This is a genomic window from Streptomyces sp. NPDC002265, from assembly GCF_040296125.1.
Taxonomy (GTDB): Bacteria; Actinomycetota; Actinomycetes; order Streptomycetales; family Streptomycetaceae; genus Streptomyces.
In genome coordinates, this window is sequence record NZ_JBEOWS010000152.1 from 1 (window position 1) to 21,326 (window position 21,326).

The 21,326-nt window shown below is 70.0% G+C and carries 17 protein-coding genes and 2 pseudogenes; 7 read left to right on the plus strand and 12 right to left on the minus strand.

The window, feature by feature from the left end; genetic code table 11:
- Nucleotides 1-88 precede the first annotated feature (88 nt).
- Nucleotides 89-2,332, minus strand: coding sequence for an MMPL family transporter (locus ABT085_RS24900; RefSeq protein ID WP_351611956.1), 2,244 nt, complete (start codon nucleotides 2,330-2,332; stop codon nucleotides 89-91).
- A gap of 602 nt (nucleotides 2,333-2,934) precedes the next feature.
- Nucleotides 2,935-3,585 (minus strand): helix-turn-helix domain-containing protein, encoded by a 651-nt coding sequence (locus tag ABT085_RS24905; RefSeq protein WP_351611959.1) that lies wholly within the window; start codon nucleotides 3,583-3,585, stop codon nucleotides 2,935-2,937.
- Between the two features lie 141 nt (nucleotides 3,586-3,726).
- On the opposite strand from ABT085_RS24905, the gene ABT085_RS24910 reads away from it, so the two are divergent.
- On the plus strand, nucleotides 3,727-4,722 hold the full coding sequence (locus ABT085_RS24910) for an alpha/beta fold hydrolase (protein ID WP_351611962.1): 996 nt from the start codon (nucleotides 3,727-3,729) through the stop codon (nucleotides 4,720-4,722).
- Between the two features lie 113 nt (nucleotides 4,723-4,835).
- Here the strand turns inward: ABT085_RS24910 and ABT085_RS24915 are convergent, their stop codons facing one another.
- Together ABT085_RS24915 and ABT085_RS24920 are read right to left on the minus strand one after the other, a co-directional pair.
- Nucleotides 4,836-5,915, minus strand: a complete 1,080-nt coding sequence (locus ABT085_RS24915) for an alpha/beta fold hydrolase (RefSeq protein ID WP_351611965.1) — start codon at nucleotides 5,913-5,915, stop codon at nucleotides 4,836-4,838.
- A 450-nt stretch (nucleotides 5,916-6,365) separates the two neighbouring features.
- Complete coding sequence (locus tag ABT085_RS24920; protein WP_351611970.1) at nucleotides 6,366-6,794, minus strand: MarR family winged helix-turn-helix transcriptional regulator; 429 nt, start codon at nucleotides 6,792-6,794, stop codon at nucleotides 6,366-6,368.
- Between the two features lie 85 nt (nucleotides 6,795-6,879).
- On the opposite strand from ABT085_RS24920, the gene ABT085_RS24925 reads away from it, so the two are divergent.
- A complete protein-coding gene (locus tag ABT085_RS24925; protein WP_351611975.1) occupies nucleotides 6,880-7,986 on the plus strand; it encodes an ABC-2 transporter permease in 1,107 nt (368 codons plus the stop codon).
- A gap of 259 nt (nucleotides 7,987-8,245) precedes the next feature.
- On the opposite strand, the gene ABT085_RS24930 is transcribed toward ABT085_RS24925, so the two are convergent.
- From ABT085_RS24930 to ABT085_RS24940, 3 genes are read right to left on the minus strand one after another with little or no spacing between them, the layout of a single operon-like run.
- Nucleotides 8,246-8,677 (minus strand): STAS domain-containing protein, encoded by a 432-nt coding sequence (locus ABT085_RS24930; protein WP_351611978.1) that lies wholly within the window; start codon nucleotides 8,675-8,677, stop codon nucleotides 8,246-8,248.
- Complete coding sequence (locus ABT085_RS24935; protein ID WP_351611981.1) at nucleotides 8,674-9,768, minus strand: cobalamin B12-binding domain-containing protein; 1,095 nt, start codon at nucleotides 9,766-9,768, stop codon at nucleotides 8,674-8,676. The genes ABT085_RS24930 and ABT085_RS24935 overlap by 4 nt, the downstream gene beginning before the upstream one ends.
- Nucleotides 9,765-11,306, minus strand: coding sequence for a PP2C family protein-serine/threonine phosphatase (locus ABT085_RS24940; protein WP_351611983.1), 1,542 nt, complete (start codon nucleotides 11,304-11,306; stop codon nucleotides 9,765-9,767). The genes ABT085_RS24935 and ABT085_RS24940 overlap by 4 nt, the downstream gene beginning before the upstream one ends.
- Nucleotides 11,307-11,895: 589 nt before the next feature.
- Here ABT085_RS24940 and ABT085_RS46745 point away from each other — a divergent pair.
- A pseudogene (locus tag ABT085_RS46745) lies at nucleotides 11,896-12,054 on the plus strand (transposase); the annotation flags it as partial.
- A gap of 122 nt (nucleotides 12,055-12,176) precedes the next feature.
- Here ABT085_RS46745 and ABT085_RS24945 read toward each other — a convergent pair.
- The 3 genes from ABT085_RS24945 to ABT085_RS24955 all read right to left on the minus strand — a co-directional run bounded on the left by ABT085_RS24945 (nucleotide 12,177) and on the right by ABT085_RS24955 (nucleotide 15,604).
- Nucleotides 12,177-12,773: a TetR/AcrR family transcriptional regulator gene (locus tag ABT085_RS24945; RefSeq protein WP_351611985.1), complete on the minus strand. Its 597-nt coding sequence runs from the start codon at nucleotides 12,771-12,773 to the stop codon at nucleotides 12,177-12,179.
- A 50-nt stretch (nucleotides 12,774-12,823) separates the two neighbouring features.
- Complete coding sequence (locus ABT085_RS24950; protein WP_351611988.1) at nucleotides 12,824-14,047, minus strand: MFS transporter; 1,224 nt, start codon at nucleotides 14,045-14,047, stop codon at nucleotides 12,824-12,826.
- 540 nt (nucleotides 14,048-14,587) lie between these two features.
- Nucleotides 14,588-15,604, minus strand: a complete 1,017-nt coding sequence (locus tag ABT085_RS24955) for an alcohol dehydrogenase catalytic domain-containing protein (RefSeq protein ID WP_351611991.1) — start codon at nucleotides 15,602-15,604, stop codon at nucleotides 14,588-14,590.
- Between the two features lie 655 nt (nucleotides 15,605-16,259).
- Here ABT085_RS24955 and ABT085_RS24960 point away from each other — a divergent pair.
- Both ABT085_RS24960 and ABT085_RS24965 read left to right on the plus strand, forming a co-directional pair.
- Nucleotides 16,260-16,838, plus strand: coding sequence for a TetR/AcrR family transcriptional regulator (locus tag ABT085_RS24960; protein ID WP_351611994.1), 579 nt, complete (start codon nucleotides 16,260-16,262; stop codon nucleotides 16,836-16,838).
- Between the two features lie 715 nt (nucleotides 16,839-17,553).
- Nucleotides 17,554-18,969, plus strand: coding sequence for an NHL repeat-containing protein (locus tag ABT085_RS24965; protein ID WP_351611997.1), 1,416 nt, complete (start codon nucleotides 17,554-17,556; stop codon nucleotides 18,967-18,969).
- 27 nt (nucleotides 18,970-18,996) lie between these two features.
- Here ABT085_RS24965 and ABT085_RS24970 read toward each other — a convergent pair.
- Both ABT085_RS24970 and ABT085_RS24975 read right to left on the minus strand, forming a co-directional pair.
- Nucleotides 18,997-19,306 (minus strand): annotated as a pseudogene (locus tag ABT085_RS24970) (transposase); the annotation flags it as partial.
- Nucleotides 19,307-19,417: 111 nt separating this feature from the next.
- Nucleotides 19,418-19,900: a MarR family winged helix-turn-helix transcriptional regulator gene (locus ABT085_RS24975; RefSeq protein ID WP_351612000.1), complete on the minus strand. Its 483-nt coding sequence runs from the start codon at nucleotides 19,898-19,900 to the stop codon at nucleotides 19,418-19,420.
- A 122-nt stretch (nucleotides 19,901-20,022) separates the two neighbouring features.
- Here ABT085_RS24975 and ABT085_RS24980 point away from each other — a divergent pair, with 122 nt between their 5' ends.
- Together ABT085_RS24980 and ABT085_RS24985 are read left to right on the plus strand one after the other, a co-directional pair.
- Nucleotides 20,023-20,952, plus strand: coding sequence for an NADP-dependent oxidoreductase (locus ABT085_RS24980; protein WP_351612003.1), 930 nt, complete (start codon nucleotides 20,023-20,025; stop codon nucleotides 20,950-20,952).
- Nucleotides 20,953-21,028: 76 nt separating this feature from the next.
- The coding region (locus ABT085_RS24985) for a PNPOx family protein (RefSeq protein ID WP_351612006.1) at nucleotides 21,029-21,326 on the plus strand (298 nt) is incomplete at its 3' end.

Genomic DNA, 21,326 nt, shown 5'->3' on the forward strand with positions numbered 1-21,326 from the left:
GGGGCTTAAACAACAAGGGTGCAAAAGCCGCGGTTTACGGCAGTTGAGCCCCCCCGGGCTCCGTCGGGCGGACCTCACCTGGGAGTGCTCAGATTCCTGCGGTTTCCCGTGGCATCTCGTAGGGCTGTGCCGCGGGCGTGTCACCGTGGGCGAGCGCCTCACCTTCGACGTCGACGCGGGGGAGCATGCGATCGAGCCACCGGGGCAGCCACCAGGCTCGGTGGCCGAGGAGGGCCAGCACCGCCGGCACGAAGGCCATGCGGACCACGAAAGCGTCGAAGAGGACGGCGATGGCGAGACCGAAGCCGATCATCTTGATCATCGATTCCCCGGCGGTGATGAAGCCGGAGAACACGCTCATCATGATCAGTGCCGCTGCCACGACGACGCGTGCGCTGTGGCCGAATCCGGTGACCATGGCGCGGCCCGGGCTCTGGCCGTGGACGTACGCCTCCCGCATGCGGGACACGAGGAAGACCTGGTAGTCCATGGCCAGGCCGAAGACGATGCCGACGAGGAAGATCGGCATCATGCTCATGATCGGACCGGTCTGCTCGACGCCGAGGAGGTCTGCGGCCCAGCCCCATTGGAATACCGCGACGACCGCACCCAGAGAGGCCAGGACGGACAGGAGGAAGCCGACAGCCGCTTTGACCGGCACCAGGACGGAGCGGAAGACGATCAGCAGGAGCAGGAAGGCCAGCCCGACCACGACGGCCAGGTACGGGATCAGCGCGCTCTGCATCTTCTGCGCGACGTCGATGTTGGCTGCCGTTGTTCCGGTGACCTGGAACGTCGCGTCGGTCGCTGATTCCAGACCCGCACGCTCGCTCCGGATGGTCTGGACGAGGTTCTTGGTCTCCTCGCTGGTGGGCGAGGTGGACGGTGTGGCGGAGATGATTGCGGTGTCCCGAGCTTCGTTGAAGCGCGGCTTGGACACGGACACGACCCCGTCCGTCGAAGCGATCTTCTTTGCGACGGTGTTCACCGCTCCAGCTGTATCGGGGGCACTCCGAGCGTCGACCACGATGGTCAGCGGGCCGTTGAAGCCGGGGCCGAAGCCGTTTGCGAGGGCGTCGTAGGCACGTCGTTCGGTGGTGGAAGTGGGCTTGGCCTCGTCGCCGGACATACCCAACTGAAGGTCGGTCGCCGGCAGGGCGAGTGCTCCGAGTCCGATGACGGACAGCAGCAGGACCGGCAGCGGGCGACACAGCACGAAGCGTGCCCACCTTGATTCCCTGGTACCGGCTACCGCACTGGTGACGGTCGCAAGGTGCTTCTCGTCGGCGTTGCTCGTCTTGCGGTTCCGGCGGCGCAGGCGTCGGGGCAGGACCGCGTTCGGCCAGAACCCGAGCAGCGCGGGAACCAGTGTCAGCGCGATGATCACGGACAGCAGCACCGCTCCGGCAGCTGCGAGTCCCATCTTGGTCAGCATGGGGACGCCGACGATCGAGAGTCCTGCGAGGGCGACGACGACGGTGAGCCCGGCGAAGACGACGGCGGAACCGGCCGTACCGACGGCCCGGCCGGCCGCTTCCCGCGCCACGTGCCCCTTGCCTCGCTCTTCCCTGTACCGGGAGACGATGAACATCGCGTAGTCGATCCCGACTGCGAGGCCCAGCATGGTGGCCAGGGTTCCCGTCGAGGACGACAGGCCGAAGGCGCTGCTCAGGGCCGTGATGGCCAGCATGCTGGTGGCCACGCCGATGATGGCGGTCAGCAAGGACAGTCCTGCCGCGGCCATGGATCCGAAGGTCACCAACAGGACGAGCGCGGCCACCAGCACACCTGCGGCCTCCCCCAGACCGCCGGCCTCCGTCTGTGCGGCCACGGCGTTGCCGCCGGTCTCGACGGTGAGGCCGGCCTGCTTCGCATTGCTCAGCGCCTGCTGGAGCTCGCTCTTGCTGCCGTCGGAGATGTCCTTGGCCGTCACCTTGTAGGTGACGGTCGCGTAGGCGGTGCTGCCATCCTTGCTGACCGCGCTCGCCTGGAACGGGTTCACCGCGCTCGCGACCTGGCTGCCGGCAGCGGCGTCGGTGACCGTCTTCTCGATGGCCTTGCGGTTCTCGGCGGCCGTTACCTTCTGCCCGTCCGGTGCGACGAAGACGATGCGTGCGCTCGCCCCGTCAGCCGCGGTTCCGGGGAAACGCTGGGCGATGAGGTCGAAGGCTTTCTGGGATTCGATTCCCGGCATCGATGAAGAGTCATCGGAGCCGGCAGCGGCGGTGAGGCCCTTGAAGCCGACGACGGCCACGACGGCCACCCACAGCAACAGGACCCAGCAGCGCTTCCGGAAGGCCGTCTGGCCCAGCCGGTAGAGGAAGGACGCCATGACAGAAGATCTCCACATCTGGTCTCGGGAATCTTCCACAAGACTCCAAGACCAGCGCTGTTCCGTCGTCGTGCAGATGCTGACAATCCGATCTACTGCACTCGCACTACTCGAGGCCGCCAGATCAATACCGGAGAAGGAGCGACGACTCCGGAGACGCGGCTTTCCGCGCTCGGATCATGTTGGCTACTAGCTGTGCTCGACCGTGAACATGAACGGCGTCCAGGCCCCCTCAAGGCACCCGCCTCCTGGGATCGGGCGTGCCCGGGCCCGTACGGCGCACGCACCAGCGCTTGCTGGCTGGACCGCAGGGGGCCGCGGCCGGGCGACGGCCGACGCCCCCGTTACCGGCCTGCGCTGGCAGCGCCACCAGCCAAGGGCCTCACGCAACCACAGGGCCGGGTTGCAGCTGGGCCGCGGCTGCGGAGCTTCGGGTGCGAGGAGCTGACCAGCAGCGTATGCGTGGCCCTGCTCGGCGCGGCGGATCTTCCGTGCCGCCGCCCGGTCGGTTGCGCGCGAGTTCCAGGAATTTGGGCGGTCCTTGGCCGCGAACCTGCGTGCAGGTCGTGATTCCGCTGTCCTGTCGGAGCGGGTTGCGGATCCTACGGCTGTTCTTGGCGGCCGGCCTGGGCGCGATGCGGCTGGCGGTTGCCGCGACCAGCGGCTGGAGGGGTGCGCGGCCGTAGGCGTTCGCCCTGAGGTCCGAACATGATCAGGTACTCGACCGGTCCGCCGGGGCTGGCGTTCGCCACTCCGTGCGGGGTGCGGGTGTCGAACTCGGCGACATCCCCGGGGGTCAGGATGAGGTCTTGGTCGCCAAGGGCGAGCCACAGCCGCCCGTACAGGACGCACAGCCACTCGTGGCCGTCGTGGGAGACCTGACGGGGCCGCGCGGGCGGGTCCACGAGGGAGGCCAGGACGTGCTTGTGGGCGTGCAGGCCGCCGACGTACCGGGTCAATGGCAGCACGGCCTTGTCGTCGCCGAAGCTCAGCGGCGCCGTGGCGCGCGGCCCGGCCGCGGGGGCGGGTGCGGTGCCGGCCAGCTCGTCCAGGGAGACGTCGTACTCCTTCGACAGGTGCAGCAGCACCTCCAGGGTGGGCTTGCGCCGGCCGGTCTCGATCCGGGACAGCGTGCTGGTCGAGATGCCGGTCGCGCCGCTGACACCGGCGAGCGTCGCGCCGTGGTGCTCGCGCGCGGCCCGCAGCCGGGACCCCATCGCGGCCAGCGTGCCGTTCACGTCGTCGACTGCCACCTTCGCCGCTCCTTCCCGCCGTGCCGCTCCACCGCTCTGTCCTGCGATCTTGCCAGAACGGCAAGGCTGATCGCGTCGGGCGGGTACCGCGCCGCATGATCGATGGGTAGCCGCGTCCGCCCGCGATCCGAGGAGAAGCCCATGCCGCCCGAGCCGACCGCCGAGCTCCGCCACCGCACCGTCGAGGTCCCGGCCGGGCGCCTGCACCTGGTCGAGCAGGGCACCGGCCCGCTGGTCCTGCTCGTGCACGGCTTCCCCGAGTCCTGGTACTCCTGGCGCCGCCAGCTCCCGGCCCTCGCCGCAGCCGGCCACCGGGCAGTGGCGATCGACGTGCGCGGCTACGGCCGCTCCTCCAAGCCGGAGGCGACCGACGCCTACCGGATGCTGGACCTGGTGGAGGACAACGTCGCCGTCGTGCGCGCCCTCGGCGAGGCGAACGCCGTGGTCGTCGGCCACGACTGGGGCTCCAGCATTGCCGCCGCCTCCGCCCTGCTCCACCCCGAGGTCTTCCGCGCCGTCGGCCTGCTGAGCGTCCCCTACGCGCCGCCCGGCGGCCCCCGCCCCACCGACATCTTCGGCCGGATCGGCGGCCCTGAGCAGGAGTTCTACGTCTCCTACTTCCAGGAGCCCGGCCGCGCCGAGGCAGAGATCGAGCCCGACGTCCGGGGCTGGCTCGCGGGCTTCTACGCGGCCCTGTCCGCCGACACCATGCCCGCCCAGGGCGAGCCCGACCCGCACTTCGTCGCCCGCGACGGCGGCCGGCTGCGCGACCGCTTCCCCACGGGGGTTCTCCCGGCCTGGCTGAGCGAGGACGAGTTCGACGTCTACGCCGGGGAGTTCGAGCGCACAGGAATCACCGGCGCACTCAACCGCTACCGCAACATGGACCGGGACTGGGAAGACCTCGCCCCGTACCGCGGAGCCCCGATCAAGCAGCCGTCCCTGTTCATCGGCGGCGCCCTGGACGCCTCCACCACCTGGATGTCCGACGCCATCGACGCCTACCCCACCACCCTTCCCGGCCTGTCGGCCTCCCGCCTCTTGGACGGCTGCGGCCACTGGATCCAGCAGGAGCGCCCCGACGAGGTCAACCGCCTGCTGACCGACTGGCTCGCCACCCTCTGGAGCCAGGGCTGAACCAGGTCGACGTGTAAGCGTTCTTGCGTGAGTCCTTCGCTTTCACTGGATGCTGATCCGGTCTTCGAAGAAACGGCGCGAGCGCGTTGAGGGTGCTCTTCCGGTGTGCACAGTCAGCCGCGCGCCATGCGGTCGGCTTCCAGGACCGCCTGGGCGAATGCCGCGGGCGCCTCCTGCGGGACGTTGTGACCGATGCCCTTGAGCGTGCGGTGGACGTACGGGCCGGTGTACTTGTCGCGGTAGGAGGAGTCGCCGCCGGACGGGGTGAAGGGGTCCAGCTCGCCGTCGAGCCCGACGGTGGGCACACGGATGGCCGGTCCCTCGGCCAGTCGTGCCTCCAGGTCGGCGTACCGCGGGTCGGTGGGGGCCAGTTCGAGCCGCCAGCGGTAGTTGCTGATCACGACGGGCACGTAGTCGGGGTTGTCGAACGCCTTGGCGGTCCGGTCGAAGGTGGCGTCGCTGAAGCGCCAGGTCGGCGAGGCGGTGTGCCAGACGAGCTTGGCGAGGTCGTGCCGGTACTCCTTGAGGCCCAGCTCGCCCCGGTCGGTGCAGAAGTAGTACGCGTACCAGAACGGGTACTCCTTGGCCGGCGGCGCCGGCTGGCGCAGCGCCTTCTGGTTGAGGATGAGGTATCCGCCCATGGAGACGAGGGCCTTGCAGCGTTCCGGCCACTGCGCGGCGATGATGTCGGCGGTGCGTCCGCCCCAGTCGAAGCCGCCGATGACCGCCCGGTCGATGTGCAGCGCGTCCATCAGCGCGATGATGTCCATCGCGACGGCCGCCTGCTCGCCGTTGCGGGGCGTCTTCGGGGACAGGAAGGTGGTCGTCCCGTAGCCGCGCAGGTAGGGGACGATGACGCGGTAGCCGTGCGCGGTGAGCAGCGGCGTCGCCGCCTCGTAGCTGTGGATGTCGTACGGCCAGCCGTGCAGCAGAAGCGCCACCGGACCGTGGGCGGGGCCTGCCTCGGCATAGCCGACGTTCAGCTCGCCGGCACGGATCTGCTTCAGCGGGCCGAAGGAGGACCCGGCACCTGCCTCCGTCTCCTCCGCGGACACATCCCCGCCGGCAGGCGCGCCCCTACCGGCGGTCGCCCAGGCCTCGGAAACACTGTGTACTCCCGCTGTCGAAGCCGCCGCCGCGCCGGTCACGCCCACGCCCACGCCGAAGAGCTTGCCGAAAGATCGTCTGTCCATCGTCCGGGAACCTCCTGTCACGTCCGAGCAAAGCTGAAGGAAATCGTAGGTACGAGTCAGCAAACCCGCCCGTTCGGCCAGCACGCCGCCGACGCGCGCCCGACCCGGCGGGCCTGCCCGGGACGGCCAGGACGTGGGTGTCGCCGTGGTCGGCGGCCCGCCGACAGAGGCTTTCCGCGCCGTACTGGGCAGTCACATCGGGGCTTCGGTTCGGTCGGGTCCCCGCTTTGGCCGCGCGGACGCTGACCGAGTCGATCGCGCACCGCGACCGGTCCAGGTCGCCGTTGGTCGAGCACCATGGCCCGGCACACCGCCTGAACAGGGAAGGTTCCAGGATCGGGCGAGGTCCGCTGTGAGCTGCGTCTCCCCGCACTCGCGCCCGATTCGGCGCGGCCGTGTGCCCGGAAGCCGCGGCCGTTCGACACCTTCGCGCCTCAGCCCTCTGCGGGCTCAGGCGGCATCGGCTGCGTTGTAGCTGCGCAGGTAGGCGGCCAACTGTGACAGGTCGGCGTCGTCCCAGTCGGTGAAGCGGGACTCGAAGGACGCGCGACGCCGCCGGTTGGCGCCTTGGAGCAGTTCGAGCCCTTTCCCGGACGCCTTCAGGGTCTGTTTCCTGTTGTCCTTCGGGTCGGGCTCACGCACGATCAGGCCCTCCGCCTCCAGCATGGCGATCTGGCGGCTGACCGTCGACTTGTCCAGCAGGAAGTGTCCGGCGAGGTCGGAGGCGTGGCAGCTGCCGTGCTTGTCGATGTGGTCGAGCATGCTGTGCGCGACCAGCGAGAGCTCCGGGTGGAGCTGGGCCGCCTTCTGCCGGGCGCGACGGGCGAACGAGACGAGTTCGCGCTGGATGACGTCGATCGACGCTTCGCGGTCGGACATGGCGGACACCCTTTCGCAGACTGTTGTAGCATACAACCATATTTCTGTGTACTTTACAACCATCCATGCGAAGGAGAGCCCGTTCATGAGTACCCACCGTCTGGCCGAAGAGCGACCGACAGCGAGCGTCACCGGCCACACCGTCCGCCACGTGGTGATCCTCCTGATCACCCCGCTGCTCATGTGCCTCGGCATGGGCATGGCCTACCTCGGCGCGTTCCACGCACCGCACGCGCACGGACTGAAGGTCGCCGTCGTCGGCTCCGCACCGCGCTACCAGGTGCTGGCCCAGACGATCAAGGACAAGGCCGGTGACGCCCTGGACGTGACCACCATGCCCGACCGGGCCACCGCGCAGCGCCAGATCATGGACCGGAACCTTGTCGGCGCCTACGTGCCGAGCGCCAAGCACCCCGAACTGCTGGTCGCCAAGGCCAACTCCGACACCTCCGCGACCGCCGCGGAGCTGGTGTTCAAGAACGTGGCCGCCAAGCAAGGCGCGCCACTGACCGTCACCGACCTGTCCGAGCTATCCAGTGGCGACCCTACCGGCCAGGGCCTGTTCTTCCTGCTGGTGGCGCTGAGCATCGGCTCCTACGCCAGCGTCGCCGCCATCGGCGCCGGCGGCGCGACGCTCGGCATCGGCATCCGCTCCGCCCTCGGTCTCGGCACCGCGGTGGTCGTCAGCGTCATCGGAGCGGTGCTGGCCGGACCGGCTTTCCACCTCGCCGACCACCACCTGCTCGGACTCTGGGGCATGTCCGTGCTCTACGCGGCGGGAATCCTCACCATCGGCATCGGCCTGCACACCTTCCTCAAGCGCTGGACGACCCTGGCCATGATGGTGCTGTTCGTGATGCTCAACTTCACCACCTCCGGCGGCATCTTCGAACCCGCCCTGCAGAACAGCTTCTTCGGCTCGCTGCACGGCTTCTGGAACGGCGCCGGCTTCATCGAAGGCGCACGCAGCCTGCTCTACTTCGACTCGACGGGCTTCGGCGGCCATATCCTCGCCCTGGTTCTCTGGCTGGTCGCCGGCCTGCTGCTGCTCGGCGCGGCCGCGGTCACCGAACGCCGCAACGCCCCCGCCCCCTCCGCGGCCGCGACCGTGATCCCGCCGGCGGTGCACGAGCAGCACGCCGACGAGGACGAGGCGGCCGAGGAGGAGATGGGCGAAGCCGTCGCGGTCTGAACCCCCCTGTCGCAGCGATCAACGCCTACGAAAATCTTGGACGAGCCATCCTTCGGACACACTCTCGCTGCCGGGACTGGAGACGGGTGAGGTGACCTGCGCGGTGGAGGCTCTTGAGCGCTCCCACATGAGGTCGAGGAGTTCGGCTATGCCGCTGGCGGTCTGCGTGGCTTCGGAGCAGATCCCGTTGTCGGCGGCCTCGGGTGCGGGAATGACGCCCCATGGGTGCGCGCTCTGCCGGTGATCGGGCGGCAGTGGCTCAGATGGTGCTGTCCGGTCCGGTGGGGCGCTCCGCTTGTGCTGTCCCCTTGGTCATGGGGGGTTCTGTCCCGTGCCGGTGCGAGGTCGCGGCGGCGGGAGGGTGCGTCGCTGTCAGGTATTCGAGCGTACCGGTGATGTCGAGGAGCCGGTCGAGCATCGCGGTCCGGTCGTCGAGGTGCAGGCGCGCCCCGACCGCTGCTGTGCGGCGGCGGATCATCAGCAGGACGGACAGCCCTGTGGAGTCGACGGTTCCCACGCCCGCGCAGTGCAGGTGCAGGTCTGTGAGATGCGGCCGCGAACCGAGTTGGGCGGTGACCTCGTCCAGGAGGTGGCCGGCGTGGTCGTAATCGAGATCTCCGGTGATCTCTATGCGGACGGTGTCCTCGCTGTCGACTGTGGTCAGGCGGAGTGCGGGGGGAAGCGTGGTCATGCTGGTGTTCCTGCGGTGGTGGAGTGATCGGTGGTAAGGGCTTCGATTCCGCGCTGGAGAGTGCGGGTGGCCCGGGGGAAGTCCTTGAGTTCACGGGTGAAGAGATCCAAGGCCGGCGGCAGGGACTGCGTGGGCACTCCGCGCGCGACAAGGATCTGTGCGGTCCAGGTGATGAACCAGGTGAAGAGGTTTTCGTCGCCGAGGTAGAGGGCGGTGGCGAGGAACTCCACGATGTGTGCGAGGTCTTCCGCCGTGCGCTCGCGCTGCACGTTGTTGTAGGTGCGCATGGCCGGAAAGGCGTCTTCCAGGGCGAGGAGGACGGTCCGCACCAGGGAGGCGCTGGCGCGTGCGACCAACGTGTATTCCTGGTCGGCCAGGTGCGGCAGGTCGTCCGTCTGCTGGTGGTCGACCTGCGGGCGCGGCACCGGCCCCTCGGCGAGCTTGTCGGCAGCGGCGCGGGCGTCCGGGGCCCACGCGTCGGCGCCCAGCAACTGCGCGTACCGGCCGTCGGGTCCGAACGCGGCGCCGCCGACCAGGACCGGAACTCCCACAGCCTGGCACGCGGTGATCGCCGCATGCGCGGTGGGGAGCCGCGTGGCGATCGAGCTGGACAGCGCGACTGCGTCGGCCTTCGTGACGTGCAGATGCGAGATGAGATGCGGTACAGGGACCTGCGCTCCGAGGTAGTCGACCTGCCATCCGCGCAGCTTCAGCACCTCGGCCACCAGCCGGGCGGGCAGCGCGTGCCATTCACCGTCCACGCAGGCCACCGTGATCCGGCCCCGGCAGGGCGTCCGGCGGGCGGTGGGGTGCAGGGCGAGTGCGGCAACGGCACGTTCGTTGATCGCTGTGGCGGCGTGCTCCCGCGCGACGCTGATGCGGTTCGCAGCCCATTCCTCACCGACCTTGCCCTGTACCGCCGCGATCACGTCCAGGAGGACGGACTCGGGGTCGACGCCGTCGTCGAGGGCCCGCAGGACGACCTCGGTGGCCGAGTACTCGTCTCCGGCCACCACGGAGGTCCACAACTGGTCGCACAGCTCCAGCAGGCGGGCGTTGTCCGGGAGGCGAGGCGGGGTGCTTGTGCTCATGCGGTGTATCTGCCCCGGGTGTGGCCGTTCACCGCGCTCAAGTGGCGGGTGCGGGGTGCGGAGATGGCGACGAGGGCCATGTCGTCGTGAGCGCGGTTGCCGATCCACTGTGAGGCGAGCATCTGGAGGTGTTCCACGATGGCCTCGGAAGGCATGCCGGCACATCCGGCGAGGGCGCGCTTGAGGCGTTCTTCACCGAACTGGGTGTCGCCCAGTGGGCCGCCCTTCGCTTCGGTGATTCCGTCGGTGTACAGAACACAGGAGTCCCCGGGGGCGAGCGTGACGGTCGCGGTGCGGGCAGGAACGTTCGGCAAAGCCCCCACCAGGGTGCCGCCGGTGTCGGCATCCTCGACGGTGCCGTTCGCACGGACGATCAGCGGGTTCGGATGGCCGGCGCTGGTCAGCCGCACGTGCACCTCGTTGCCCTTGCGGGCGGCGGAGGCCAGCACCAGAGTCACGAACCGGGTGTGGTGCGAGTTCAGCAGTGCCGTGTTGAGCAGGGTGAGCATCCGCTGGTGGTCGTCCGCCATGGGCAACAGCGCATGCAGCGTATTGCGGATCTTCCCTGTGAGGACGGCCGCTTCCAGGCCCTTCCCGCACACGTCGCCCAGCGACACGAGCGAGGGCTCACCTTCCGCGGTAGCGGGATGCACGTCGTAGAAATCGCCGCCGATCCGCTCGTGGTCCGCCGAGGGGCGGTAACCGCCGGCGAAATCCACTCCGGAGATCCGGTGCAGCGTCGGGGGCAGCAGCTCCCGCATCAGCACCTCGGTGATGGCCGTCTGCTCCGCATACAGGCGCGCGGCCGACATCGCCGCCCCGGAACGTGTGGCGAAGAGACGGGCGAAGACCTCTTCCTCATCGGTGAAAGCGGCGCTGTCCACCTTGCGCAACAGGACCAACGCACCGGCCGGGACGCCGTGCCCGGGGAGCGGCGTGACCACGATCGCCCCGATGGGACCGAAGCCCTCGGGGATCATCCACTGCGGCGCAGTCGACGGATCGAGCCACCGGGAGGGCACCGGCGGAAATCCGCGCAGGGCTTCGCCGAGACCCGGGACATCATCGGGGTCGAACGCTTCCAGCGATGTCGTAGGGGTGCCGCCACGCAGGCAGGTCACCACAGGCAGCCGGTGACCGCGGGCCGGCGCAATGACCAGGGCCGCGTCGGCGAGATTCTCGGCAGCCAGCTGCGCGGTCACGTCCATGCAGCGCCCCAGATTGAGGGAAGAGAGCAGAGCGCTGGACGCCTTCGCAAGAAACGCAGTCCGCTCCCGTTCCAGGTGCAGTGCGTCACGGGCGAGCTGGTGGTCGGTGTCGTCCACCAGCCACCAGGCGACTGCGCCATCGTCCCGGACGCTGGGGTGCGCCTCGAAACGGCGTGCTGCGATCACACCGGTCAGCGGCACGTCCGACTCATGACCGGCCAGACACACAGCCTGATGGGCCGCGAACAGCCAGGACGGAACGATGTCGGCCAGACATGTCCCGAGCCGGGCTGCGGGCAGAAGCGCCTGCGCGGCATCGTTGCGCTGCATGAGAGTACCTGCGGCATCAGCGACCAGGACCGGGTACGGGGCACCGCCCCACGGGAAGTCCGGCTCCGCGCCTGAGACCGTCTGCTCCGCTCGGGTTGCGACCAAATATCGAGGACCCGCGGAGCGAATCCCTCACCTCTCCCACTCGAAAAGAATCATTTCCTCCAGGCCACAATCCCTCACAGGGTTTCCCCCTGGCAACCTGCCCCTGCCCCCGCCCAATCATCTGCACAATTGTGCAGATGGCGTGCGCGCGACCGGCCCGCTCGGGAGTCCCCGGCGCGGGCCGGGCCTGCAGGAACCCTCGTAAGAGGGGGGCGCTCGCTCAACGCAAGTTGCTGAGCGAGTCGGGACTGTCACACGAGTGGCTCTTCCGAGATTGACCGTCATCAGCGCCTCCACCAGGTCCTCTTCCGCACCGTCCTCGGCGGGCAGGGTCGGGAAGCGCGTGTCCCTGGGGACCAGGCGGGCAGGCCGAACTCTTGGAGGCGTTCGGCAAGCACCTCACCATCCTCGGCGAGGGCTGGATCGTCATCCGCCCCAGCGGCGACGTCCGCATCCCGGAACTCCCCGAAGAGGGCCACGAGTGGTGCAACTGCCTGGTGAGGGCGGGCTGTTGCAGCACGTGGTCAAGCGACTGCTGGAGTCCGTCCTTGAAGGCGAGATCACGGACCATCTCGGCTATGACCAGCACGACCCGGTCGGCAAGTACGGCGGCAACTCCCGCACTGGCAAACGCTCCAAGACCTCGCCCCGTGAGCGGGAGGTGGTGCAACTGGTGCTCCGGGGACTGACGAACCGGCAGATCGTCGCTGAGCTGCTGAGGTGCATCGGCCGTCGCGGCGGGCCGGTGCTCCGCGGCCGGAGCTGCTACGAAGTGGCGGCGGACGCCGTGAGCGGCGCGACGTCGAGCAGGGCGGCCGCCGCGGTGCGGGCGGTCGTGGCGGCGGAGGGGTCACGGTCCATCCGCGCGGACTGGCTCGCGCCGTCGTACAGCAGGTGGAGCTGTCGGGCCAGCACCTCGGGGGCGGCGTATCCGGACGCGGCGGCCAGTTCGGTGAACAGGGCCCGCACCCAGGCGCGGTAATTGTCGGCGACCTGCCGGATCGCGCTGTCCTCGGCCGTCTCGGCGGTGGCCCGCACGAACGCACAGCCGTTGTACCCGGGATCGGTGAACGCCTCACCCAGCGCGTCGAAGACGCCGAGCAGTTGCTCGCGCGGGGTACGGAAGCGGGTCAGTGTCCGGGTGATCCGGTCCCGCATCCGTACGTAGCGGAGTTCTAGATAGGCGCAGACCAGACCTTCCTTGCTGCCGAAGGTGTTGTACAGGGACGCCTTGGCCACCCCGGCGTGTTCGATGACGCGGTCGATGCCGACGGTCTGTACGCCTTCGCCGTAGAAGAGCTCGTTGGCAGCTTCGAGCAGCCGCTCGCGTGCGGACATCTTGGCCGCAGTCTTGGTCGCCATGGCCATCACCTCTTCAGACAGACCTGTTCATTCTACGCCGGGGAACTGCGTCATACCTCTGAGACCTGCGCCACGGGCGCTGTCTCGCGCAGAGCGTGCCCCGACCGGATCACGGACACCCGTTCCGCGCGGCGGCCGCTGCGCAGGAGTGCGGTCATGGCCGCGAGGGCCAGCACGATGACGGCGATGCCGTACTCCCTGGACGTCTGGATCAGGCCGCCACCATGCACCACCAGGACACCGGCGATCACGGCAGGCACACCCAGCCCCACGTAGCACACGACGTACAGAAGGGACAGGATCCCGGCTCGCTCGTGCGGCTTCACCTGCGGTACGACCAGCCTGATGCCGCCCTGGAACCCGCTGCCGAAGCCGAAGCCGGATATCGCGCCTCCCACGAAGAATCCGATCGCGGACGGTGTGCCGCCGGTGCCCGAGCCGATGGACACCAAGGTGATCACCACGCCGACGACCAGTGTGCCGACGCTGGTCAGCATCATGGCCCGCGTGCCGGCGCTGCGCAGCGTTACGACGGCCAGGCCCGCGGAGCCGGCGAGGACGAACAGCGGCAGGCCTCCCCACACCACGGAGGTGGAGTGCACCAAGCCCCGGGCGATGGCCGGGCCCAGCGCCCCGTACAGACCGGTCAGCGCCCAGACCGCGAACATCACGGGGGCGGCGATTGCCACCGACGCGCGGGCCGACCTGGGCAGCTTGAACTCGGGGATCATGCTGGCCAGCGCACCGGGCTTGCGGCTCACCGTCTCGTTGAGGGCGAGCACGGCCAGCGCCTGAACGGCGAAGACACCGAGCAGTACGACGTAGACGAGGTGGGTGGGGGCCGGCAGGTACTGCACGATCAGTCCGGAGGCCAAGGCGCCGCTGGCGGTGCCCAGCGTGGGCGCGAAGGAGTTCAGGAAGCCGCCCTTGCGGGCGTCGATGTCGAGCATTCCGGCGCCGAGGGCACCGACCGCCGCGCCGGTGCTCAGCCCCTGCAGGACGCGACCGGTGAGCAGCGCGCCCACATCATCGGCGGTGATGAAGACGGCCATCGCGGCGGCCTGTGCGATGAGTGCGGTCAGAAGCACCGGCCGTCGGCCCACCTGGTCGGAGATCCTCCCGAAGACCAGCAGCGCGACCAGCACGGCCACCGCGTACACGCCGAAGACGACGGTGACGGTGATGGGGGAGAAGCCCCAGTGCTGCTGGTAGATCGCGTAGAGGGGGGTCGGTGCGCTGGAGGACGCCAGCAGCGATATGAGGATCGAGGCCAACAGTCCGATGGAGGTGGTGGGCCCCAGCCTGAGGGCTTGTCGACGCGGAGCTGCGTGCGCGGGGGACCGCTTGATCGGGACGACCGGAGAGAGGGGCGTGCTGGATGCGCGACTCATGGATCACTTTCCGAATAGGGCGAAGCGGGCATCCTCATATTAGACAGATCTGTCTAATGGATGCTGAGTCGGAGAGGGTGAGCTGGGTCGCATCGGCTCTGTGTGCGCGAACGGTCACGAGGCGGACACGCCGGAGCCGGCGCACCAGGGCATTCATGGTGCGCCGGCTCGGTCAGGACGGCGTCCGTGCGTGCTGAGCGGTTCTCCGCGTCTGCGCGACCTTGCGGCGGCCGGGCCGGACCGGGCCACTGCCGCGGCGCTCGGCACCGCGTCGGCCCCAGGCTGTCCGCCTCGGGCGCAGGCCCGGGTCACAACAACGCGCTGCGCAAGCTGCGTACCGCGGCCGGTGTGAGCGGGAGACGTGCTGCGCCCGCCGCGGGGCGGGTGTCGGGCGAGGTCTTCACGCCCGGCACCGCCGATGGCTCAGGCCGCCGTGTCGAGCACGACCCGGAAGCGGGCGCCGCCCGACAGCATGCGCTCATAAGCCTCCGGGGCCCGGGTGAAGGGCATGACCTCGACGCTGGGGCGAATTCCGTGGGCGAGGCTGAACGCGAGGTTGTCCTCGTTCTCGATGGATGAGCCGGTCAGGCTGCCGACGAGGGAACGCGTGCCGAAGATCAGGTCGGGAGTGGCGATGCTCAGCGGGTCGGGCGCTGCACCCACCACGACGAGCCTGCCGTTCGGGGCGAGGCCGCGGATCAGCGGATTCATCGAGGCGCCGCTGGAGGCCGTGGCGACGATGACGGAGGCGCCGCCCAGAGCGGTGAGCGCGGCTCCCGGATCGGTGCTGCTGCTGTCGATGTACTCGTGGGCGCCCAGGTCTCGCGCGTACGCCTCCTTCTCCTTGCCCCGCGCGACGGCGGCGACCCTGTAGCCGAGGCTGCGCGCATACTGCAGGGCGAGATGCCCGAGGCCGCCGATGCCCTGCACGGCGACGAGGGCGCCGGCCCTGGTCGACCCCTGCTGGAGGGCGATGAAGCTGGTGAGACCGGCGCAGAGCAGCGGAGCGGCGTCGATCGCCGAGATGCCCTCGGGAACCCGCACCAGGCCGCTCGCCCGGGCGTAGACGACCTCCGCATATCCGCCGTCGATCGTGGTTCCCGTCTGTTCCTGGTTGCGGCAGTTCACGAAGTCACCGCGTCGGCACGGCTCGCACTCCCCGCACTGGCCGTTCAGGAAGCCGACGCCGACACGGTCACCGGGCTGCCAGGCGGTGACGCCCGCCCCGACGGCGTCGACGACGCCGACGACCTCATGGCCCGGAACGACGGGGCGCGAGGGGTCGCTGCGCAGCCCCTCCACGGCCAGGACATCGGTGTGGCAGACACCGCAGGCCTCCACGCGCAGGCGCACCTGGCCCGGTGCGGGCTCGGTCAGCTCGCGCTCGACCAGCTGCAGGTTGTGGACGCCGGTGGCCTCGAAGGCTCGGTAGGTGGACATCACTGCTCCTGAGTGTGCTGCTGCCCAGGGCGGGCAGGGGGCTTGGTGCCGAAGGCGATGGCTCCGGCGCGGCCGGACGTGTCGCAGATTTCAAAATGACCGGTCGTCTTAAAAGACTAACCCATGCCCCGATGGAGCCCCGGTCCAGGTCGGATGCTCGGCTGGGGCTGCGACGGGCTCGGCGGTCAGCCTGCAAGGGGGAGGCGAGCTTCGCAGGGGCCGACGCCCAAGCGCAGGAGGGAGCCGGTGTGCCTCGAGCTGCCGCGGGGACGGCGGCGACGGTGTTGTGCAGCTCCAGCCGGCGGGCGAAGTGGTGCGGCCGGGCGACCGGCATGCGCTGGACCGTGGGCGGGAACGCCGAGGTGAATGCGCCGGTATGGCGGTTGATGAGGACGCGGGGTGCGGCCCGCGACCCGCTGGCTCGCGGTCGGCGGCTCCGGATCGGTCACGTTCAGGGCCGTGCTCGGACGGCCTCCGACGACTGCTGTCAGCAGTGTCGGATGCGCCCCGACTATAATATGGTCGGTCGTCTTGCCTCCGAGCGACCTGGGCTTCCTCGGCCCGTACGTGACGACGTCGTACGGCCTTCAGAGCCGCGCGGGCGTGATGGGCGCATCGTGAGGGGCCGGGACATGTTCGACAGAAGGTAGGAGTGATGGGACGGGCGTCCAAGCGGGAGGAGATCGCGCAGGCGGCCTTCGAGCAGTTCCACGCGCAAGGCTTCAACGCGACGGGCATCAGCGACATCGTGAAAGCCGCGGGGGTCCCCAAGGGCTCGTTCTACAACCACTTCTCCAGCAAGGAGGAGAGCGCCCTGGACGCGCTGAGCCGGTACGCGGCCTCCTTGCGCTTCGAGATGCTCACGACTGCAGGCCGTCCGCCGCTGGAAAGGCTTCGGGCGCACTTCGAGTTCCTCAGCAGGGACACGGTGGAGAACGGGTTCGTCCGCGGATGCCTGGCGGGCAACTTCGGCGCCGAGGTCGCCGACCACAACGAGCAGATCCGGGCCGCAGTCAGCCAGGGGTTCGACCAGTGGGGGGCACGGATCCGGCAGGTGCTCGACGAGGCCAAGGAAGCGGGTGACCTGAGCGGCGATCTCGACACGGAGGCCACCGCGCTGTTCATCCTCAGTGCTTGGGAGGGGACGTTGATCGCGGCACGGGCCGACAAGTCGGCGGCGGCCGTGGACGCGTTCTTCCGTACCGTCTTCGACGTGGTCCTGCGTCGGGGCTGACGGTTCAGCCCGGCGGCCGCCCGGCCCGGCTCCGGCCCCCGGCCGTGACAGCGTCGTGCCGTGTCGGTGTCACGGTTCGAGGAGTGAACGGTCGGTCGACGGAACAACCGTCGAACTCCCTCTGCCTGCGCACGTCGCCCAGCACGACCGTGCCGCTCCGCGAGGACCAGGCGATCCACAGCGGTGCGGCGAGCACAGGGCGCATCTCCGACCGGGGGAGCACGGCGCAGACCGGACGGCAGTTCGTGGTCGCCGACCGGCAGGGTGCCTGGACGGCGATCTGGTTCAGTGGTTCGAAGGTGTGGTTCCTGCGACCCGCACGGCGCCGACGCCACGCGCACCCACGGCGCGACCGTCGTTCGCCGGGCGCGACGTCCGGCAGCGAGCCGGTTGCCGTGCACGGCGCAGCTACCCCGACGCTGCCGCGTACGCGGCGCCAGGGCTGTCGCCCTCCACTCCATCACTTTCGCGGCCGCGGTGATGTCGCAGCCCTCCAGATGCGAGGAGACGTGCCCTCGCACACTTGCGAGGTTGGTGGGACAAGCCCTGTTCCAACTGGGTGTTCTGGCCTGGTGGCGCGATGGTCACGCGGGTGACCAGAGCCGAACCGGTCCTTGGACGCCGCCGTCACGGCGTGGTGCGCACTGGGTGTCGGGAGTCGTGTGAGGATCGCCCGCCGGGGGGCCGGTATGTCGAGGAAGAGGATGGGCCCCTGATGCGCACCCTGCATCTGCTGCGCCGCGTTTGCGCGCGGGGCGTTCCGGCTGTGGTGGCCGCGGCCGCCGTGCTGCCGGCCCCGGCCGCGTTCGCGGGCGACGCACACACCGACGGTTCACTCGATGCGAGGTTCGGGCGGGGCGGGATCGTCAGGACTGCGGTCGCGCCCGACGGCAACACGGACTACCAGAACGGGCTGGCGATCGACGGTCGGCGGCGCATCCTGGTGTCCGGCTCGTCCGACCTGGGCGAAGCGGCCGGCGGCTTCCAGTGGCGGATTGCACGCTACACCCCGGAGGGGCGGCTGGACCCATCCTTCGGTTCCGGCGGCATTGTCCTGACCCCGATGTCCGGCGTGGGAGGGGATGACGAGCACATCTGGCGGCTGGCCGTGCAGGAGGACGGGAAGATCGTCGCGGCCGGGCACGTCGCCACAGCCGATGGCGGGGAGGACTTCGCCGTGGCCCGCTACCTGGCTGACGGCCGTCTCGACCGGACCTTCGGCACTCGAGGGCGGGTCGTGACGGCGGTCACCCCGCACGACGACGAGGCCCAGGCTTTGCGCGTCCAGCACGACGGACGCATCGTGGCGGCCGGCTACGCCGGTACGGGCGAGGACACCGGCGGCCGCGACTTCGCCCTCGTACGCTACCTGCCTGACGGACGCCTGGACCGCTCGTTCAACCGTTTCGGGCCCCGTCCCGGCACCGTGGTGACCGATATCGAGGGCGGACGCGACCAGCTGCGGGACATCACCCTCGACGCCCGTGGTCGCATCGTCGCAGCCGGTTCAGCCACCCTTTCCGCCGCCCAGGGAGGCACCAGCTTCGCCGTCGCCCGCTACCTCCGCGACGGCCGTCTGGATTCCTCCTTCGGCTCCGGCACCCCCCGGCCGGGTGTGGTCGTCACGTCCATGGCGGCGAACGACGGCCTGGACCTGGCGGAGAGTGTCGTCATCGACCGGCGCGGGCGGATCCTCGCGGGCGGTTCGGCGGACACCGGCGGCCGCTTCGATCTGGCACTGGCCCGCTACCGCCCGGACGGATCGCTCGACCGCCACTTCGGCGACGGGGGGAAGGTGCTCGCCAACGTGGGCCCCGGCAGTACCGACGAGGACCTGGCCGGGCTCGTGCTCCAGGCGGACGGCCGTATCCTCGCCGGCGGCAGCACTGCTGCCACCGAGTTCGCCGTGGACAGCGACTTCCTCCTCGCCCGCTTCCGCGACGACGGCACCCTGGACCGCGGGTTCGGCCGCGACGGCTTCGTCATCACCAGGACCGCGCCGGGCGAGGCGGACGACGAGATCTTCGACATCGCACTGCAGACGCCGAACCGGCTGGTGGCAGCGGGCGAGTGCGACCAGCCGTCCACCGGCCGGGACATCTGCCTCGCCCGCTACCTCGTCAGCCCGTAGCCAGGCCAAAGTGGCGTCGAGGGCGTGTTGATCTTTTTCACGGGTGATGTCCTGTGCGGTCAGATGACTGATAAGTGATCGGTCCGCGCTGGTCGGGGCGTCGGGGTGGAGCCAGTTGCGATGTCGACGGCGAGGACCAGGCGGCCGTCGGCGGCCTGCGGTAGGGGCAGGCCCGCCAGCACCTGCCGCAGCTGTGGAATGGCCACGTTTCCGCTGCTCAGCGCGTCGTACATGCCGCGTGCCCGCGCCAGTGCTCGGCCACGAGCGTCAGGTCCAGCGGCGCCTCCACCGGCCCGTCCGCGCACAGCGACGGGGCGGTGAGCGCGAAGAGTTCGTCCCTCGCGCTGTGGCGTTGTACGACCGCAGCCCTGTACGGCCGTCGCCCGCACGAACGATCATCCCTCGGGCCGGGCCGGGCCGGGCCGGGCCGGGCCGGGCGGTGGCCGGTTCAGCTTCGGCTGCGGCGCCGCTCGGCGGAGGACGGCGCCAGCGTCCGGAGCCGGTCGCGGACCGCCCCGAGCGCGTCGGCCAGCGCGTCTGCCTGCCGGTCGTCCAAGGCCTCGAACATGCCCTGCTCGACGACCGCCACGTGGCCGGGCAGGACCTTCTCCAGGAGCGCACGCCCCTGGTCGGTGAGGACGGCGGTGACCGAGCGATCGTCGTCGGGCGAGGGCTCGCGCCGTAGGAGTCCGGCGCTCTCCAGCTTGCCGGCCTGGTAGCTCAGGCCGCTGCGGCTGTGGATCAGCGTGTCGGCCAGATCCGTCATCCGCATGCGGCCCTCCGGCGCCTCCGCGAGCCGCGCGAGCAGGAAGAACTGCAGATAGCTCAGCCCGCCGTCGCGCCGCAGCTGCTCCTCCATCAGCATCTGCAGCAGGCCGCTCGCCTCCATCAGCGCGAAGTACGCCTGGGTGCGCCGCACGTCGAGCGTCATCGCCCCTCCCGTTCTTTTGTTTCGATCTGGAAGCATGCTACCGTCCCTGACTGTTTCCAATCAGAAACAAATCGCGGGACGGCGTCGGTGACCCGCCGCCCGCAGAGCAGAGGGAGCAAGACATGAAGGCAGTGCGCTACCACGACTACGGCGACAGCTCCGCGCTGGAGCTGGTGGACGTTCCGACCCCGCAGCCCGGCCCCGGTCAGGTGCTGGTCAAGGTCACGGCGACCTCGTTCAACCCTGCCGACGCCATGCTGCGCGCGGGCCACCTGAGCGAGATGCTCCCGCTGGAGCTGCCCCACGTGCCGGGTGTGGACGTCTCCGGAACCGTCTGCGCGGTCGGCGCCGAGGTGACCGGTGTCGCGGAGGGCGCCCGCGTCGTCGGCTTCCTGCCGATCAATGCCCACGGCGCCTCGGCCGAGTACGTCCTGGCGCCCGCCGAGGTACTGGCCCTCGTTCCCGAAGGCGTGGACCCCATCGACGCGGCGGCGCTTCCGGGTGTCGGCCTGACCGCCTGGCAGGCGCTGTTCGAGCACGGCGCGCTCAAGGCCGGTCAGCGTGTTCTGATCAACGGCGCCGGTGGCGCGGTCGGCGGCTACGCGGTGCAGTACGCCCACCAGGCGGCCGCCGAGGTGACCGCCACCGCGGGCCCGCGCAGCGCGGAGCGTGTGTGCGCCCACGGCGCCGACCATGTCGTCGACTACACCACCACCCCGGTCACCGAGGGGGCCAATGGCCCGTTCGACCTCGTGGTCAATCTGGCTCCGACCACGCCCGAGGGCGCCGACGCGCTGGCGGCGTTGACCGCGGACGGCGGAGTGTTCGTCTCGGCGACGACCCCGCCGGCCACCGAGCCCGGCCGCGGTGTCACGGTCGTGCGGATGGCCGTCCGCAGCGACGCCGCCCAGCTGACCGAGCTCCTGGCGCGCGCCGCCGCCGGAACGCTCAAGATCGACGTCGCCGACCGCCGCCCGCTCGCCGACCTCGCCGCCGTGCATGCCGAGGCCGACCGGGGCGCGCTGAAGGGCAAGACGGTCATCGTCCCGTGAGGGCTCTGCTCCGCAGTCTCTGAGACCGCGGATCCTGCCGCCCCTAGAACCCGAACCATTTCCCAGGAAGAAGCAGATGCCCGTCCTCAGCCGTGTCTCCGGCCTCCCGAAGTACCTCAACCCCGTTCTGCGCCCGCTCGGCCGCTGGATGCCGCCGCTGGCCGTGCTGCACCACCGCGGGCGCCGCAGCGGCAAGCCGTTCGACACGCCGGTCCAGGCGTTCCGGACCAAGTCCGGGTTCATCGTCGGACTGGCCTACGACACGAACGCGAACTGGGCGCTGAACCACCACGCCGCCGACGGCGGCGAGATCAGCCGCGGCGGCCCCCGCAACACGATCAACCGGCCCCCCAGGCGCGGCGCCGACGCGCGGC

Bases quoted from the DNA above. Each gene is read 5' to 3' on its own strand.
- ABT085_RS24900 (WP_351611956.1), bottom strand. From the start codon at position 2,332: ATGGCGTCCTTCCTCTACCGGCTGGGCCAGACGGCCTTCCGGAAGCGC.
- ABT085_RS24910 (WP_351611962.1), top strand. From the start codon at position 3,727: ATGCCGCCCGAGCCGACCGCCGAGCTCCGCCACCGCACCGTCGAGGTC.
- ABT085_RS24915 (WP_351611965.1), bottom strand. From the start codon at position 5,915: ATGGACAGACGATCTTTCGGCAAGCTCTTCGGCGTGGGCGTGGGCGTG.
- ABT085_RS24920 (WP_351611970.1), bottom strand. From the start codon at position 6,794: ATGTCCGACCGCGAAGCGTCGATCGACGTCATCCAGCGCGAACTCGTC.
- ABT085_RS24925 (WP_351611975.1), top strand. From the start codon at position 6,880: ATGAGTACCCACCGTCTGGCCGAAGAGCGACCGACAGCGAGCGTCACC.
- ABT085_RS24930 (WP_351611978.1), bottom strand. From the start codon at position 8,677: ATGACCACGCTTCCCCCCGCACTCCGCCTGACCACAGTCGACAGCGAG.
- ABT085_RS24935 (WP_351611981.1), bottom strand. From the start codon at position 9,768: ATGAGCACAAGCACCCCGCCTCGCCTCCCGGACAACGCCCGCCTGCTG.
- ABT085_RS24940 (WP_351611983.1), bottom strand. From the start codon at position 11,306: ATGCAGCGCAACGATGCCGCGCAGGCGCTTCTGCCCGCAGCCCGGCTC.
- ABT085_RS24945 (WP_351611985.1), bottom strand. From the start codon at position 12,773: ATGGCGACCAAGACTGCGGCCAAGATGTCCGCACGCGAGCGGCTGCTC.
- ABT085_RS24955 (WP_351611991.1), bottom strand. From the start codon at position 15,604: ATGTCCACCTACCGAGCCTTCGAGGCCACCGGCGTCCACAACCTGCAG.
- ABT085_RS24960 (WP_351611994.1), top strand. From the start codon at position 16,260: ATGGGACGGGCGTCCAAGCGGGAGGAGATCGCGCAGGCGGCCTTCGAG.
- ABT085_RS24965 (WP_351611997.1), top strand. From the start codon at position 17,554: ATGCGCACCCTGCATCTGCTGCGCCGCGTTTGCGCGCGGGGCGTTCCG.
- ABT085_RS24975 (WP_351612000.1), bottom strand. From the start codon at position 19,900: ATGACGCTCGACGTGCGGCGCACCCAGGCGTACTTCGCGCTGATGGAG.
- ABT085_RS24980 (WP_351612003.1), top strand. From the start codon at position 20,023: ATGAAGGCAGTGCGCTACCACGACTACGGCGACAGCTCCGCGCTGGAG.